At 63.4% G+C, this 15,378-nt stretch carries 14 protein-coding genes and 1 riboswitch; of the genes, 6 read left to right on the top strand and 8 right to left on the bottom strand.

All coding sequences use genetic code 11. From position 1 onward, the window contains the following. Positions 1–39: 39 nt before the first annotated feature. On the bottom strand, positions 40–354 hold the full coding sequence (gene sugE, locus BN1134_RS04940) for a quaternary ammonium compound efflux SMR transporter SugE (protein ID WP_042045614.1): 315 nt from the start codon (positions 352–354) through the stop codon (positions 40–42). A gap of 301 nt (positions 355–655) precedes the next feature. Here sugE and asd point away from each other — a divergent pair, with 301 nt between their 5' ends. Then, on the top strand, positions 656–1,771 hold the full coding sequence (asd, locus tag BN1134_RS04935) for an aspartate-semialdehyde dehydrogenase (RefSeq protein WP_042045613.1): 1,116 nt from the start codon (positions 656–658) through the stop codon (positions 1,769–1,771). A gap of 82 nt (positions 1,772–1,853) precedes the next feature. Here the strand turns inward: asd and BN1134_RS04930 are convergent, their stop codons facing one another. The 3 genes from BN1134_RS04930 to argA all read right to left on the bottom strand — a co-directional run bounded on the left by BN1134_RS04930 (position 1,854) and on the right by argA (position 7,303). Then, positions 1,854–4,097 carry an LTA synthase family protein gene (locus tag BN1134_RS04930; protein WP_042045611.1) on the bottom strand — a complete coding sequence of 748 codons (2,244 nt, stop codon included), beginning with the start codon at positions 4,095–4,097 and terminating at the stop codon, positions 1,854–1,856. A gap of 140 nt (positions 4,098–4,237) precedes the next feature. Beyond that, positions 4,238–5,590, bottom strand: coding sequence for a lysine-sensitive aspartokinase 3 (lysC, locus tag BN1134_RS04925; protein WP_042045609.1), 1,353 nt, complete (start codon positions 5,588–5,590; stop codon positions 4,238–4,240). Between the two features lie 86 nt (positions 5,591–5,676). After that, positions 5,677–5,866: riboswitch (Lysine riboswitch) on the bottom strand. Between the two features lie 108 nt (positions 5,867–5,974). Further along, the gene (gene argA / locus BN1134_RS04920) at positions 5,975–7,303 is read right to left on the bottom strand and encodes an amino-acid N-acetyltransferase (protein ID WP_042045608.1); all 1,329 of its coding nucleotides are present in this window, start codon (positions 7,301–7,303) and stop codon (positions 5,975–5,977) included. Between the two features lie 238 nt (positions 7,304–7,541). Here argA and msrA point away from each other — a divergent pair, with 238 nt between their 5' ends. After that, the gene (gene msrA / locus BN1134_RS04915) at positions 7,542–8,174 is read left to right on the top strand and encodes a peptide-methionine (S)-S-oxide reductase MsrA (RefSeq protein ID WP_042045607.1); all 633 of its coding nucleotides are present in this window, start codon (positions 7,542–7,544) and stop codon (positions 8,172–8,174) included. 211 nt (positions 8,175–8,385) lie between these two features. Here the strand turns inward: msrA and BN1134_RS04910 are convergent, their stop codons facing one another. The 3 genes from BN1134_RS04910 to BN1134_RS04900 are packed head-to-tail and all read right to left on the bottom strand — an operon-like array spanning position 8,386 to position 9,594. Beyond that, positions 8,386–8,721 carry a DUF3802 family protein gene (locus tag BN1134_RS04910; RefSeq protein WP_042045605.1) on the bottom strand — a complete coding sequence of 112 codons (336 nt, stop codon included), beginning with the start codon at positions 8,719–8,721 and terminating at the stop codon, positions 8,386–8,388. Between the two features lie 55 nt (positions 8,722–8,776). Further along, entirely contained in the window at positions 8,777–9,247 is a 471-nt protein-coding gene (locus BN1134_RS04905) for a GNAT family N-acetyltransferase (RefSeq protein WP_042045603.1), read from the bottom strand. Continuing rightward, positions 9,241–9,594 (bottom strand): MmcQ/YjbR family DNA-binding protein, encoded by a 354-nt coding sequence (locus BN1134_RS04900; RefSeq protein ID WP_042045602.1) that lies wholly within the window; start codon positions 9,592–9,594, stop codon positions 9,241–9,243. The genes BN1134_RS04905 and BN1134_RS04900 overlap by 7 nt, the downstream gene beginning before the upstream one ends. A gap of 78 nt (positions 9,595–9,672) precedes the next feature. Here BN1134_RS04900 and BN1134_RS04895 point away from each other — a divergent pair, with 78 nt between their 5' ends. Next, positions 9,673–10,473: an alpha/beta fold hydrolase gene (locus BN1134_RS04895; protein ID WP_042045599.1), complete on the top strand. Its 801-nt coding sequence runs from the start codon at positions 9,673–9,675 to the stop codon at positions 10,471–10,473. Here the strand turns inward: BN1134_RS04895 and BN1134_RS04890 are convergent. Next, on the bottom strand, positions 10,461–11,438 hold the full coding sequence (locus tag BN1134_RS04890; protein ID WP_156991669.1) for a LysR family transcriptional regulator: 978 nt from the start codon (positions 11,436–11,438) through the stop codon (positions 10,461–10,463). The genes BN1134_RS04895 and BN1134_RS04890 overlap by 13 nt on opposite strands. Positions 11,439–11,499: 61 nt before the next feature. Between BN1134_RS04890 and BN1134_RS04885 the strand changes: the two genes are divergently transcribed. The 3 genes from BN1134_RS04885 to BN1134_RS04875 all read left to right on the top strand — a co-directional run. After that, on the top strand, positions 11,500–13,197 hold the full coding sequence (locus BN1134_RS04885; protein ID WP_042045595.1) for an L-lactate permease: 1,698 nt from the start codon (positions 11,500–11,502) through the stop codon (positions 13,195–13,197). 12 nt (positions 13,198–13,209) lie between these two features. After that, positions 13,210–14,001 (top strand): (Fe-S)-binding protein, encoded by a 792-nt coding sequence (locus BN1134_RS04880; RefSeq protein WP_084214713.1) that lies wholly within the window; start codon positions 13,210–13,212, stop codon positions 13,999–14,001. Beyond that, positions 13,994–15,378 (top strand): LutB/LldF family L-lactate oxidation iron-sulfur protein (locus tag BN1134_RS04875; protein WP_042045594.1); only part of this gene is annotated, 1,385 nt, incomplete at its 3' end. The genes BN1134_RS04880 and BN1134_RS04875, both read left to right, overlap by 8 nt.

Genomic DNA, 15,378 nt, shown 5'->3' with positions numbered 1-15,378 from the left:
ACCTTGGCAGGAAAATTGGCGAAAATGGGGGCTTTCCCCTTATGTCATGAGCTTGAGCCCCATGATGCCGGCGATGATGAGCCCAACGCAGAGCAGCCGCGTGGCACTGGCCGGCTCGTTGAACAGCACTATCCCCAGTAGCACGGTGCCGACGGCGCCGATGCCGGTCCACACCGCATAGGCGGTGCCAAGGGGGAGGTGGCGCACCGCCTGGGCAAGCAACAGCACGCTCACCGCCATGGCGGCCAGCGTCAACAGGGTGGGGAGGGGGCGGGTAAACCCCTGGGTATATTTGAGGCCAATGGCCCAAGCGACCTCGAACAGGCCAGCCAGCAGCAGTAGCGTCCAGGACATGATACATAACGCCATGGGGCCGGGTCGTCCCGGCGAACAGAAGGGCCGCCGGGGTCGTCCCTGGCGGGGCAGTGATTGCCACGAGTGACCATCATAGCGGCAGGGGGAGTGGGTGGCCAGATCGCGCCCCGTTGCAGCAGATGCAGGGAAATATTGCAGAAATCGACTTGCACGACGGCGCACAATCCGTAATGTGGAGTAACACATTTTTTGCCGCACCCCGCATGTTATCGGCATGTTGCCGCCGAGGCACTGCTGCGGGTGCATTCAGATTTATCAGCTATCCAGGGTAGGAGTAATCATGAAAAAAGTCGGTTTAGTCGGTTGGCGCGGTATGGTGGGCTCGGTCTTGATGAGCCGTATGCAGGAAGAGAAGGATTTTGCCCGCATCCAGCCCACCTTCTTCACCACCTCGCAAGCCGGCGAGGCGGCCCCCAACTTCGGCGTGGATGCCGGTACCCTGAAAGATGCCTTTGATATCGAGGCGCTGGCCAGCCAGGAGATCATCATCACCTGTCAGGGTGGCGACTACACCAAGGATGTCTATCCGCGTCTGCTGGCCAGCGGCTGGCAGGGCTACTGGATTGATGCTGCCTCCACCCTGCGTATGGAGAAAGACGCCGTCATCATCCTCGATCCGGTCAACGGTGGGGTGATTGAGCAGGCGCTCGACAACGGGGTGAAGACGTTTGTTGGCGGTAACTGCACCGTCAGCCTGATGCTGCTGGCTCTGGGCGGTCTGTTCGACGCCGACCTGGTCGAGTGGGTGAGCGTGGCGACTTATCAGGCTGCGTCCGGCGGCGGCGCGCGCCACATGCGCGAGCTGGTGACCCAGATGGGCTTGCTGCGTGACGAAGTGGCGGTGGAGCTGGCCGATCCGGCCTCTGCCATTCTCGACATCGAGCGCAAGATCACTGAGAAGACCCGCTCCGGCACCCTGCCGGTCGACAACTTCGGCGTGCCGCTGGCGGGCAGCCTGATCCCCTGGATCGATACCGCCCTGCCCAATGGCCAGAGCCGCGAGGAGTGGAAGGGGCAGGCCGAGACCAACAAGATCCTCGGCATCGAGAACGCACCGGTGCCGGTCGATGGCCTGTGCGTGCGTATCGGCGCCCTGCGCTGCCACAGCCAGGCGTTCACCATCAAGCTGAAAAAGGATCTGCCCCTTGCCGAGATCGAGGCGCTGCTGGCGGCCCACAACGACTGGGTCAAGGTGATCCCGAACGAGCGCGACATCAGCGCCCGCGAGCTGACCCCGGCTGCCGTCACCGGCACCCTGACCATCCCGGTCGGCCGTCTGCGCAAGCTCAACATGGGGCCTGAGTACCTCTCGGCCTTCACCGTGGGCGACCAACTGCTGTGGGGCGCCGCCGAGCCGCTGCGCCGCATGCTCAATATCCTGCTCGAGCGCGCCTGAGCCTCGTTGCCGTAAACGCGATACAGTAAAAAAGAGGGCCTCGGCCCTCTTTTTTTATTGGCTCAGCAGCACGCGCGCAGCCTTAGGGCAGCACATCGGGGCGGAAGGTCGCGCGCAGCTGCGGCAGCAAGGGGGTGGGGTCAAAGCCGGCCTCTTCCCCCAGCACGGGGTGCAGCAAGGGTTGTGCGACCGGTTGGGCGAGGTTGCCAGCCAGCAGCCGGCGCAGCGCCTGCCCCATCTGATAGAGCTGGCGCACGTCACCAAACTGCTGCTGCGCATCGAGCGAGTCATCCTGGCGGGTAAAGACCATCATGGGGATCTCGTAGCGCGCCGCCCGGCTCGGTTTGTCGCCGAGAATGCCGTCGCCTGCCGACATCAAAAACGGCTGGTGATCGCCAAACGCCAGCACCAGATAGCGTGAGCCGCTGGCATCGAGGCGCTCGAGCAGTCGCTGCAAGGAGGCCATGGCATCGACCACCCCGGTGTAGTAGGTGTTGAGGGTTTGCCGCTCCCTCTCTGGCAGGCCGGGGCAGGCCCCCTCGCGCTCGGCGCCCTGATAGCGCGGCGCGTCGAACGGCCCGTGCCCCTGCATCGAGACCGCGTAGGCAAAGCGCGGCTGCTCCGCTTGAACCGTGCTGACTAGTTGGCTTATCAGCGCGTCGTCTGAGACATAGAGCCCCTTGTGCGCCATGGCGTTGAAGTGGGTATCGAACCAGCGGGTCTGATAGCCAAGGGCCGGAACGGCCTGATCGCGGCCCCAGAACTTCTCCGAGTAGGGGTGCACGAACAGGGTCTGGTAGCCGTTGGCGCGGGCCGTGTGGGCCAGCCCAGGCACCGCCTGCTGCAAATAGTAGTAGGGCACTATGCCCTGTTTGAGCAGCCCGACCGGCAGCCCCGTGTTCATCTCGAACTCCGCCAGCACCGTCATCCCGCCCGTGGTGGGGGAGTGGATGGTCTTGCGCCACTCGCGCACCCCGGCTGGCAGGGTGAGGGTGGGCGCCTTGGCGCAGATCTTTCCCCGCCAGTCGAGCCAGAGCGACTCGTATTGCAGCACGATCACCTGATCCCACAGCGGCGCGACGGGTGCCAGGGTCGGCTCGCGGCTGGGTGAAAGGGCGCTCTTGTTGAGCGGGTAACGGAAGATGGAGCCGCGGCTCACCATGTCATCGACCAGATTGAACAGGTAGAGGCCGGGGCCGGAGCGGATGAGATCCCGGTGGTAGGTGACGCTGTCTTGAAAGTAGCGCACGTTGGGCCCCAGCAGCCGGTTGCCGGCCTGGGTGGCAAAGACGCACAGGGCGAAGAAGGCGAGGGTGGCGGCGGCGCTGCGCAGCAGCCAACGCGACAGGGCAAAGCGCCAGCAGCCGACGGCCAGCAGGGCGGCCAGTGCCCAGGGGGCCCAGGGGTGCTCCTCGCGCAGGATCTGCAACAGACCGAGCAGGTTGCCCAGATCATTGCCGCCAAGGGGCACGCCGTAGATGGCGATCTTGGTGAAGTTGGCCAGCAGCCCAACCCCCATCAGCAAGGTGAAGGCGAGCCCCATGTAGAGGTGAAAGCCGGCCAGTGCACACGCCCCCCAGCCGAGCACCATGGCGCCCCAGGAGAGGTAGTAGAGCTCGGCGCGAAAACCGGACCAGAGACTGAACTCGCCAACGCGAAAGAAGGCGACCCCGTAGAGCAGCAGGAAGGTGAGATTACCCAGTAGCAGGCTGGCGGCCACCCGCGAGCGCAGCCGGCGACGGAACAGGGGCAGCAGGGCCCGCAGCAGCAGGGCGTTGAGCGCCACGATGAGCCCCAGCACCAGCAGCAGGTGGGGCAGGCCGATGTCGCGGCTTGGTAGCATCCGCAGAAATTGCAGGCCCACCGGCGCCCCCTTGAGCTCGGGTTTGACCCACAGGGAGTACTCGTTGCCGGCCGCCTCGTCCGGCACCCGCATGGCGCTGTTGAAGCTGACGCGGCACCCCTGCTGGCCACAGCGCTGGCGCTTGCTGCCGTCGAGGGAGAGGCGCCCGGCCTCGCCGCCATCGTCGCGGCGCAGGATGAAGAGCAGGCGATCGTCGGCGGTAAGCGGCTCGGCCAGGCGCCAGCTGTGTTGCAACACCACGTACATGCCGCGGGCATCGCTCTTGTAGAGGGGGGAGACCTGCTCGAGGCGGGCCACTTGCAGCGCGCCACTGTGGAAGGTGATGGGCTCGAAACGGCTCAGCCACTGATCGAGGCGCAGCCAAGGCAGCAATAGGGTAAAGAAGAGCAGACCCCACAGACAGTGGAGCAAGAGGCGGCGCCAGGCTGGCGACGCAGGGAGTGCAAATCCGGCAAGTCTCATGACGGCCCAATCCTTGAGCAAGAGCGCCGATGGTGCGGTCAACCCGCTGATGTTGTCAATTTAATGACCGTTAAATGAAGAGATGCTTAACAGTTTGTGCGAAAGAATAAAAAGGCCCGCCTGAGGCGGGCCTGAGGGTGTTAGCCGATGAGGGCCTGGTGCAACTTGTTGAGTACGGCGGTGGCTTCGCTCTCGCCGACTAAGAAGCAGAGGTTATGGGCACTGGCGCCATAGCAGATCATGCGGATGTTGTGATCTTCCAGGGTGGCAAACACCTGGCTGCCGACTCCGCTCATCTCGCTCATGCGGTTGCCGATGAGGGCGACCAGGGTCAGGCCGCTTTCCACCTTCACCTTGCACAGCTCGCCGAGCTCGGCCAGCACCTTGTCACTCAGGGTGGCCTCGCCATTGCTCTGGCTACCGGTGTGATCCAGGGTCAGCGAGACGCTGACTTCGGAGGTGGTGATGAGATCGACCGAGATGCGGTGACGCGCCAGAATGCCGAACACCTCGGCCAGGAAGCCGTAAGCGTGGAACATGTTGGGGCTGTGCAGGGTGACCAGCACCTGATTGCGGCGCAGTGCCACGGCGCGAAACAGCGGGGTGGCGTCGGTCTTGGCGCGGATCCAGGTGCCGCCGGCAGCCGGGTCCTTGCTCGAGCCGACGAACACCGGAATATCGCTGCGCACCGCCGGTTGCAAGGTGGAGGGGTGCAGTACCTTGGCGCCAAACGTCGCCATCTCAGCGGCCTCGGCGAAGCTGATCTCCGGGATGGGGCGGGCATGCACCACCAGACGGGGATCGGTGGTGTAGATGCCGGGGACATCGGTCCAGATCTCGATGCTGGTGGCACCGAGCGCTTCACCTATCAGGGCTGCGCTGTAGTCAGAGCCGCCGCGACCCAGGGTGGTGGTGCGTCCTTGCGCATCGGCACCGATGAAGCCTTGGGTTACGACGATGCTGTCGCCGAGCAGCGGGCCAACCTGTTGCTGGCACTGGGCTCGGGTGGCATCAAGCTCCACGCTCGCCTTGCCAAAGCGGCTGTCGGTACGCATCAGTTGGCGCACGTCAATCCAGGTGGCGCGGGCACCGCGCTGGGTCAGCAGCTCGGTGAAGAGGCGGGTCGACATCATCTCGCCGCAGGCGATCAGGCGATCGGCCAGCTCGGCATCGGTGTGCAGGCAGGCCTGGCGGGACATGGCCTCGATCTCGGCCAGCTGGGCCAGGATTGCTTCCTGCACTGCCGGCGGATTGCCGAGGGCGTCGAGGATGGCAAACTGGATCTGCTGCAGGCGGGCCAGCTGTTCGGCCCGCTCCTCGTCATTCAGTTCTCCCTGAGCGAGGGCGACCAGCAGGTTGGTGACGCCGGCACTGGCGCTGAGCACCACCAGGCGGGTGGCGGGATTGCCGAGCACAATGTCGGCACAGTTGTTCATCGCGGTGGCGTCGGCCACGCTGGTGCCGCCGAACTTGGCAACGTTGAGAGCGGTCATGCAAAAACTCCTGTCTATTAATACAAAGCCGGTCCATCGGGCATAAGACAGGGGAAGCGGGAAAATGGCAGGAATAGGTGAACATCCCGGCCAGAAGCGCTCCACCTAGGGAGAGATGTCCCCCACCGATGACAGCCCGGGGGATTCAGCCCCCGCAGCCGACATGCCGACCACCGGGTGGTCTGGCACATCTCGGCGCTGCTCCCCCTCGCCCGAGTTCTACGGAGACCGGTCTCCTCGCTCGGGCTGCCTGGGCAGCGCTCCTCTTCTGGTACCACCTTGGGATGGTGGCTTGACTTAACAAATACCCCGCACGACATGAGCCTGTCAATCAATATGATTAAAAAGACAACTTCATGCGGATGTTTTTTTAAAATCAGATAGTTATGAAATCCGTTTCATCAGGATCTTGGAGCGGCGCTGCCAGTTGTAGAGGCGCTGTTTGGCCACCGGCAGGGCTTCCACCTCAACCGGTGAGAAGCCGCGCTCTTGGAACCAGTGAACGGAGCGGGTGGTCAGCACGAACAGATGTTCGATGCCGAGCCGACGCGCCTGATCGGTCACCCGGTTGACCAGCATGTCGCCCCGGTTACCACTGCGGTAATCCGGATGAATGGCAACGCAGGCCATCTCGGCCATCGCCTCATCGGGGAAGCGATAGAGCGCGGCGCAGCCGATGATGAGGCCGTCACGGGCGATCACGGTGAAGTGATCGATCTCCATCTCCAGTTGCTCGCGCGAGCGGCGCACCAAGATCCCCTCTTCCTCCATCGGACGGATCAGCTCGAGAATGCCGCCGATATCTTCGATGGTGGCGGCGCGCGCCCGCTCGGCGCTTTCACGCACGATCTGGGTGCCGAGCCCCTCACGGGTGAACAGCTCTTGCAACATGGCGCCGTCGTTCATGAAGCTCACCAGATGAGAGCGCGGCACGCCGCCACGGCAGGAGGCGATGGCCGCCCGCAGATAGCGCGCCGTGCTGGAGAGGTGATCCCCCTCCTGCTCGAGCTGGCTTAAGATCTCTTGCGCCTCTTCCGGGAAGAGCTCTGAGATGGCTTCGCCTGCGCGATCGAGCACCCCTTGATGGGCACTGAAGCAGATCAGCTTGTCGGCCTTGATATCGACGGCGATGCGCTGGGCCACGTCTTCGGAGTTGAGGTTGAAGCTCTCGCCGGTGACCGAGCAGCCGATGGGGGAGATCAGCACCAGATGGTTCTGATCCAGCTGACGGCGAACCCCCTCCACATCGATGCGGCGAATGCGACCGCTCAGGCAGTAGTCGACCCCCTCGTCGACCCCCAGCGGCTGGGCGGTGACGAAGTTGCCGCTCACCACGCTGATGCGGGCCCCTGCCATGGGGGTATTGGTGAGCCCCATCGACAGGCGCGAGGTGATTTCAAATTGCATACCACCGCACACCTGCTTGATGATGCCGAGGCTCTCTTCATCGGTGACCCGGGTCTTCTTGTGATAGACAGGGGTGATGCCGTGACGCGCCAGGGCGTCATCGATCTGCGGACGGGCGCCGAATACCAGCACGAGGCGGATCCCCAGCGTCTGTAACAGGGCGATGTCGTTGATGATATTGGTAAAATTGGGGTGACTGACCGCCTCACCCCCGAGCATCAGCACGAAGGTGCCGCCCCGGTGGAAATTCACATAGGGGGTGGATTGACGAAACGCGTCGACCAGCGCTGGATCCCGTTCACGCACAGCAGGTCCTTACAAAATATAAAGTCAATATAAGGGTCAATATATGAGAATAAATTCATAAATCAAGACTAAAAATCCATTTGTGGATTAATCACCTCCCGGCGTGGCCTTTCTCCTGCGTTGCCGAGGATGAGAGCGGGCGGTGACGGCGCGATGACATGGCCATGCAAGGCGCATGGTTGATTGGCAGTGATGACTCCCTTATTGTCGATGATCCGTGGAATGTCAGGAGTATGTCATGGAGAAAACCCAGCTGGTGACCGCCGCCGATGCGCTGCCGGGCCGCAGCGAGCCGATGCCCGTCAACCCGGTGCATTTTGTCAATGGTCACGCCACCGTGGCCCCCTGGCCGGCCGGGATGGCGGTGGCCTGGTTTGGCATGGGCTGTTTCTGGGGCGTTGAGCGCTTGTTCTGGCAACAGAAGGGTGTGTGGAGCACGGCAGCCGGTTATCAGGGGGGGCTGACGCCCAATCCCACCTATCAGGAGGTGTGCTCTGGCCGCACCGGTCACGCGGAGACGGTGCAGGTGGTATTTGATCCCGCCATTATCTCTTATGGCGATCTGCTGCGCCTGTTCTGGGAGCAGCACGATCCGGCGCAAGGCATGCGCCAGGGAGGAGATATCGGCACTCAATACCGCTCGGTGATCTTCTATGCCGACGCGCAGCAGCAGGCTGAGGCCGAGGAGAGCCTGACGGCTTACCAAAGGGCGATGAACGAGAGCGGAGACCAGCGCCGCATCACGACCGTCATCGAGCCGCTGGCCCCTTTCTATTATGCCGAGGAGTATCACCAGCAATACCTGGCCAAGAATCCGCAAGGGTATTGCGGCTTGGGGGGGATCGGGGTCTGCCTGCCGCCACCACGCTGAGTGACATGGGCGCAAAAAGTGACGCAGGATCAAAAATATGACAAAACAGGGAACTTTCTGTGTATGGGGTAGCCCAACCAGATAGGTACTCAAGGACGAGACCTAGACCAGACACTTCTTGCCACTAGTGATAGATGACAGCAAGCCAGGCCGCTCCCGCATTGATGCGAGGCGGCCTGTTTCTTTTGGTGCGGGCTTAGGTCTGTGCGGCTCAGCGCAGCAGGCTGTCGAACAGGTTTTTGATGAGATCCACGAACTCGATGAGAAAATCGCGCTGGGCTGTGGTGGCCGGGCGCTGCCAGACGGCGGAGAGCACCTCTTGCAGATCGGCCACCACGGCGTCGGCCTCCTGCATGATGACGAAGCGCAGCTCGGCGTCGATATGGGGATTTTGCTCGCAGATGGCCATCAGACTGGTGGCGACCCGGTCGCTGACCAGATCCTCGATGGTCTCATCGCAGGTGGGGCCATCCTTTTGCTCGAACAGCCCGAGGCTTTCCACCAGATACTCGATAAGCGCCTGATACCCTTCGCTGTTGACCACCATAGAGTGCTGCCCGTGAATGTGGAGACCGCGCCTATTTTAGTGGGAGATAGCGGGATCACAAGAGGCGCTCAAGGCGATGGCGCTCAAAGGCCACACCACCGCGCTCGACTCGCTCAACGCCGATCAGGGTAAATCCAAGCTTGAGAAAGAGGCCGAGACTGAAGGCGCTGGCCTCCACCTCGAGGCGCGACATGCCGAGTTCACGGGCCTGGAGCATGGCCCGCTCCAGCAGTGCCTGACCGATCCCGCCACGCACCTTTGTGGCCGCTACGTAGAGCAGGCCCAGGTGGCCGCTGTCATCGAGTGTCACGAAACCGACGCGTTGCTCGCCATGCCAGGCGACCCAGCCATGGCTGAAGGCGAGCTCCTGCACGAAGTGGCTGTGGTGGGCGCCGGCGGCCCATGCTTCGACCTGGGCCGGCGTGTAGTGCTCGGGGCCGTGATGGCGAATCGTACCGGCGAACAGCGTGGCCAGCTCTGCGTAGTCGGCCGGCTCCATGGGGCGCAGCATGGTGGGGGTCAGCATGGGGCCTCGGGGCGCAGGCGTTTGGGCAGGCCGGCACAGACCCGCTCGTAAGAGTGGCGTACCCAGCCATACCAGAGATGCTCGTCCAGCGTGTCGGTCAGGGTGATGGTGTTCCAATGCTGTTTGTTCATGTGCCAGCCCGGGGTGACCTCGGGGTGCAGTTCACGCAGCAGCAGGGCCAGCTCGGGCTCGCACTTGAGGTTGAGGCGCATCGGCTCTTCCTGCCAGCTCAGCAGGGCAAACATCTTGTCGGCGATACGATAGACCAGGATTTCCGGGCCAAACGGCGTGTCTTCGCTGGCGCCGGGCAGGCTCAGCAAGCGTTCGCGCAAGGGGGTGAGCTTCATCAAGGTTCCCTTTTCGGGTTCTGCTAGAATGTGCCGCCCAGTATACCCCTGGGCGATGGGATGATGAAAAGGAGCACCATGCTTTATCACAAGACCTATGAACTGGGCCCCGAGTGGCCGTGGGTGGTGTTTGTCCACGGAGCAGGGGGCAGCTCCAGCCTCTGGTTTCGTCAGCTCAAGGCCTACCGTGAGCACTTCAACGTGCTGCTGCTCGACTTGCGCGGACACGGCCAGTCGCACCGGTTGCAGCAGGTGGTGCAGGGGAAGTACAGCTTTCGTGATGTGACCGAGGATATAGTCCGGCTGCTCGATCATCTGGGGATCCGCCGTGCCCATTTTGTCGGCATGTCCCTTGGCACCATCCTCATCCGCCACCTGGCCGAGCTCTGCCCCGAGCGGGTGTGCAGCATGGTGCTTGGCGGTGCCATTTTGCGGCTCGATATCCGCTCGCGGGTGCTGGTGCAGCTCGGGCGCCTCGGCCAGCACTTCCTGCCCTATATGTGGCTCTATCGCCTGTTTGCCTTCATCATCATGCCGCGCAAGCGCCACCAGGAGTCGCGTCTCCTGTTTGTGCGTGAGGCGCGCAAATTGTGCCAAAAAGAGTTCAAACGCTGGTTTCGCCTCGCCACCGAGGTCAATCCCCTGATGCGCTATTTTCGCGAGCGCCCGGTCGGGATCCCCACTCTCTACATCATGGGGGAGGAGGACTACCTGTTCCTCTCGCCGGTGCGCGAGCAGGTGGCGCGTGATCCGCACAGCACTCTGGCGGTCATCGACGGTTGCGGTCACGTCTGCAACGTCGAACACCCCGAGCTCTTCAACCGCCAGTCGTTGGCCTTTCTCTCGATCCAACGCGACGGGGCGACTCAGACAAAGTAGTGGGCGATGTCGAGATAGCGCTGGCGAATGTGCTCGATGAGCAGCCTTATCTTGCGCGGCGGCTGGCGGGTGAAGGGATAGACGGCGTAGATGCCGAGCTTTTTACCGACCCTATCGGGGAAGAGGTCGACCAGATCCCCCTGCATCAGATCGTGATAAACGAGACAGCGCGGCACATAGACGATGCCGCGCCCGCCGAGCGCCGCCTTGCGCAGGGCCCCGGCGTTGTCGGTTGAAAAGCTCCCCGATACCGACACCAGATAGTTGCCCTCTTCCCCCTTGAAGGCCCACTCCGAGGCCCCCGTGCTCTGGTAGGCGTAGCGCAGGCAGTTGTGGGTGAGCAGGTCTGATGGCTCGCGCGGCGCCCCGAAGTGGCGCACATAGGCGGGGGCGGCGCAGATCACCCACTGGGAGTCGAGGATGTGGCGGGCAATCAGGCTCGAGTCATCCAGATACCCGGTGCGAATGACCAGATCAAACCCCTCTTCCACCAGATTGACGAAGCGATTGTCGAGCGACATCTCCACCGTGAGCCCAGGGTGCTGCTGGCAAAAATCGGCGACCGCATCGGCCAGCAGCAGCTCCCCGGAGATGGTGGGCACCGACATGCGCACATGCCCGCTCACTTTTTCGCCAAATCCCGCCACCGCATCGAAGGCATCCAATGCGGCAGCCTTCACATTTTTGGCACCTTGATAAAGCTCCTTTCCTGCCTCGCTCAAGGTGAGCCGACGGGTGGTGCGATAGAGTAGCTGCACCCCGAGTTCTTCCTCAAGACGTCCTATCCGCTTGCTAACCACTGAATTTGTCAGGGAATTTTGTTCAGCCACCTTGCTAAAGGAGCCGGCCTCTACCACCTGAGCGAAGAGGATGAGGTCGTCGGTGCGGGCCATATTGATCAACTTTTGGAATGAATGTTGTTCATTATTTCCATATATCGCGAAAAAGGAACAGGGTAAGGTCACGTCCGCTTAACAAAACAACAACAAGGTGCCTCCTGCACCCCCTCTGGACAAGGACGCAATGATGACCGACACCCTGCTGGCCCTGGTGGCCTTCTCGCCGATCCTGGTGGCCGCCGTGCTACTGGTTGGCCTCAACTGGCCCGCTAAGCGCGCCATGCCCATCGCCTTCCTGCTCACCGTGTTCATCGCCCTGTGGGGCTGGCAGATGAGCCCAACTCGAGTCTTTGCCTCCACCCTGCAAGGGCTCATCATCACGGTCACCGTGCTCTGGATCGTGTTCGGGGCCATCCTGATGCTCAACACCCTCAAGCACACCGGCGCCATCACGGCGATTCGCAGCGGCTTTACCAACATCTCGCCGGATCGGCGCATCCAGGCCATCATCATCGCCTGGTGCTTCGGCGCCTTTATCGAAGGGGCCTCGGGCTTTGGCACCCCGGCCGCCATCGCCGCCCCCTTGCTGGTGGCCATCGGCTTTCCGGCGCTCGCCGCCGTGCTGCTCGGCATGATGATCCAGTCCACCCCGGTGTCGTTCGGTGCGGTGGGCACCCCCATCCTCGTTGGCATCAACAAGGGGCTCGATAGCCAGGCCATCGGCCAGACGTTGAGCGCAGGTGGCAGCAGTTGGGATATCTATTTGCAGCAGGTGACCACCAACGTGGCCCTCATTCACGCCACCGTCGGCACCCTGATGCCGGTATTGATGGTGATGATGCTGACCCGCTTTTTCGGCCGTAACCGCAGCTGGACCGAGGGGCTGGCCATCTTGCCGTTCGCGATATTCGCCGGGCTCGCGTTCACCGTGCCCTATGCCCTGACCGGCATGCTGCTCGGCCCCGAGTTCCCGTCCCTCATCGGCGGTCTGGTGGGGCTGGCTCTGGTGGTGACGGCGGCGCGCCACGGCTTTTTGGTGCCCAAGACGCAGTGGGACTTTGCCCCCGAAAAAGAGTGGCCGGCCGAGTGGCTCGGCTCCATCAAGCTCGATCTCAAAGACTCTGCCGCCCGCCCCATGTCGCTCATGCTGGCCTGGCTCCCTTATGTGGCGTTGGCCCTCTTGCTGGTGGCGAGCCGGGTGAGCCCGGAGTTCAAGGCGAGCCTCCTGTCGGTGAGCCTCGCCTTCACCGACCTTATGGGTGAGAAGGGGGTGAGCGCGTCGATTGAGCCGCTCTATTTGCCGGGGGGCCTCTTGGTGCTGTGCGCCCTGCTGGCGACCCTGATCCAGTCCCGCTCGCTCGCCCCCTTTGGCAAGGCCATGGGAGAGTCAGGCCGCACCTTGATCGGTGCCGGTTTCGTGCTGATTTTCACCGTGCCCATGGTGCGCATCTTCATCAACTCCGGCGTCAACGGGGCGGAGCTTGCCAGCATGCCGGTGACCACCGCCAATTTCGCCGCCGGGCTGGTCGGGGAGTTCTTCCCGGCGCTGAGCGCCACTATCGGCGCCCTGGGGGCCTTTATCGCCGGCTCCAACACGGTGTCGAACATGATGTTCAGCCAGTTCCAGTTCGAGGTGGCCCAGACCCTGGGGGTCTCCACCGCCGCCATGCTGGCCTTGCAAGCCGTGGGCGCGGCCGCTGGCAACATGATCGCCATTCACAACGTGGTGGCGGCCTCGGCCACCGTGGGGCTCTTGGGCCGCGAGGGGGCGACCCTGCGCAAGACCGCGCTGCCGACCCTCTACTACCTGCTGGCTACCGGCCTGATCGGGTTGGCGATCATCTACAGCTTCCACATCTCGGACGCCCTGCTGCAATTGAAGTAAGGAGAGCAAGTGATGAAGGTAATGCGGGTCTATCCGGCCAAGCCGGCCGATGTCTATCTCTACGCCACCTGTCTGGTGGACTTGTTCGACCCGGTGGCGGGGCTCGATGCCATCGCCCTGATCGAGCGGGAAGGGATAAGGGTGCACTTTGTCGAGAAACAGACCTGCTGCGGGCAGCCGGCCTACACCTCGGGCCATGAAGAGGAGGCGCGCCAGGTGGCCAAAAGCCAGATGGCGCTCTTCCCCGAGCCCTGGCCGGTGGTGGTGCTGTCGGGCTCTTGCGGCGGCATGATGCACCATCACTATGGCCGCCTCTTTCCGGGTAGCCCCGAGGTGGCGGCATTTTGCGAGCGGGTGTTCGAGCTAACCGAATTTCTGGCCCAGATCTGCCGGGTACGCTGGCGCGCAGTGGGGGAGGCGAGCATCGTCATGCACACCTCCTGCTCGGCCCGGCGCGAGATGCAGGTACACACCACGGCCCGCGCCCTGTTAGGGCAGCTGGGTGGCGTCACCTTGCACGAGCAGGCCTACGAGAGCGAGTGCTGCGGCTTTGGCGGTACCTTCTCGGTGCGCCACCCCCACATCAGCCAGGCCATGGTCGAAGACAAGACCCGCCACCTGCTGGCGACCGGCGCCGACACCCTGGTGAGCGCCGACTGGGGGTGCCTCTTGAACATCAAGGGCTCCCTGGCCTATCAGGGCAAGACACTGCCCGCCATGCACCTGGCGAGCTTCCTGCTCGCCCACAGCGAGCCGGTGGCGCAGGGCTTACCAGCGCAAAAACAGGGGGCCCATCATGAGTGAGCACGCCAAGTATTCGCCGCGCCGCTTCCATCCCCAGGCCGAGGCGGCCCTGGCCGACCCCGTGCTGCGCCAGAATTTTCGTGGCGCCATGGATTACCTGCGCGCCAAGCGCCGCGATGCCTTCGCCGATCCCGCCGAAGAAGAATTGGTGCGCGATGCGGCGGAGCAGATCCGCCAGCGCTGCCTCTCGCGCCTGCCGGATCTTTTGGCGCAGCTCGAAGCCAACTGTGAGCGCAACGGCATCAAGGTGCACTGGGCCCAGACGCCGGCCGAGGCCAACGCCATCATCCTTGGCATCGCCCAGCAACACGGGGTGAGCAGCATCGTCAAGGGCAAGTCCATGGTGAGTGAGGAGGTGGGGTTCAACCACGAGATGGCGCGCCACGGCATCCGCTGCCTTGAGAGCGACATGGGGGAGTTCATCGTCCAGCTCGATGGCGATACCCCGTCCCACATCATCATGCCCGCCATCCACAAGAACAAGCAGGAGGTGAGCGACACTTTCGCCCATCACCTAGAAGGTTTCACCCCCACCACGGACGTGGACGCCCTGATCCAGACCGGGCGGCGGGCCCTGCGTGAAGAGTTTCGCCGCGCCGGCATGGGGCTCTCTGGCGTCAACTTTGCGGTGGCCGAGACCGGCAGCCTGTGTCTGGTCGAGAACGAGGGCAACGGGCGCATGTGTACGACGGTGCCGAAAGTACACGTGGCCATCACCGGCATCGAGAAGGTGGTGGAGTTTTTATCCGACGTGCCGCCCCTTTACAGCGCCTTGACCCGCTCGGCCACCGGCCAGGCCATCACCACCTACTTCAACGTCATCAGCGGCCCGCGCCGGGCAGGGGAGCTGGATGGCCCGGACGAGGTGCACCTGGTGCTGCTCGACAACGGCCGCAGCCAGGCTTACCGGGACGAGGAGCTGCGAAAGACCTTGCAGTGCATCCGCTGCGGCGCCTGCATGAACCACTGTCCGGTCTACACCCGCATCGGTGGCCACGCCTACGGCACCATCTACCCGGGCCCCATCGGCAAAATCATCTCCCCCCATCTATTGGGGCTCGAAAGCACCCAGGACTTGGTGACCGCATCGAGCCTGTGCGGCGCCTGCGGCGAGGTGTGCCCGGTGCGCATCCCCATTCCCGATATGTTGCAGCGCCTGCGCCGGGAGGCCAAACACGACGCACAGCCCGGCCACGAGCCGCTGGCGGGGCAGGGGGCGGCCAAGAGCCGGCTCGAGACGCTGGCCATGCAAGGCTTTGCTTTCGCGGCCACCCACCCGCGCCTCTATCACGCCGCAACCAATGTGGCCGGTCGCCTGCGAGGCTTGATGCCCAAACATCTGGGCCCCTGGACCCAGTGCCGCGAGGCCCCCCAACC

Source organism: Aeromonas simiae (assembly GCF_000820125.1).
Lineage (GTDB): Bacteria > Pseudomonadota > Gammaproteobacteria > Enterobacterales > Aeromonadaceae > Aeromonas > Aeromonas simiae.
This window is presented reverse-complemented; position numbering and strand designations above follow the sequence as displayed.

Bases quoted from the DNA above. Each gene is read 5' to 3' on its own strand.
- BN1134_RS04905 (WP_042045603.1), bottom strand. From the start codon at position 9,247: ATGCTGACCCCCACCATGCTGCGCCCCATGGAGCCGGCCGACTACGCA.
- BN1134_RS04910 (WP_042045605.1), bottom strand. From the start codon at position 8,721: ATGGTGGTCAACAGCGAAGGGTATCAGGCGCTTATCGAGTATCTGGTG.
- msrA (WP_042045607.1), top strand. From the start codon at position 7,542: ATGGAGAAAACCCAGCTGGTGACCGCCGCCGATGCGCTGCCGGGCCGC.
- BN1134_RS04880 (WP_084214713.1), top strand. From the start codon at position 13,210: ATGAAGGTAATGCGGGTCTATCCGGCCAAGCCGGCCGATGTCTATCTC.
- BN1134_RS04895 (WP_042045599.1), top strand. From the start codon at position 9,673: ATGCTTTATCACAAGACCTATGAACTGGGCCCCGAGTGGCCGTGGGTG.
- lysC (WP_042045609.1), bottom strand. From the start codon at position 5,590: ATGACCGCTCTCAACGTTGCCAAGTTCGGCGGCACCAGCGTGGCCGAC.
- BN1134_RS04900 (WP_042045602.1), bottom strand. From the start codon at position 9,594: ATGAAGCTCACCCCCTTGCGCGAACGCTTGCTGAGCCTGCCCGGCGCC.
- sugE (WP_042045614.1), bottom strand. From the start codon at position 354: ATGTCCTGGACGCTACTGCTGCTGGCTGGCCTGTTCGAGGTCGCTTGG.
- asd (WP_042045613.1), top strand. From the start codon at position 656: ATGAAAAAAGTCGGTTTAGTCGGTTGGCGCGGTATGGTGGGCTCGGTC.
- BN1134_RS04885 (WP_042045595.1), top strand. From the start codon at position 11,500: ATGACCGACACCCTGCTGGCCCTGGTGGCCTTCTCGCCGATCCTGGTG.
- BN1134_RS04930 (WP_042045611.1), bottom strand. From the start codon at position 4,097: ATGAGACTTGCCGGATTTGCACTCCCTGCGTCGCCAGCCTGGCGCCGC.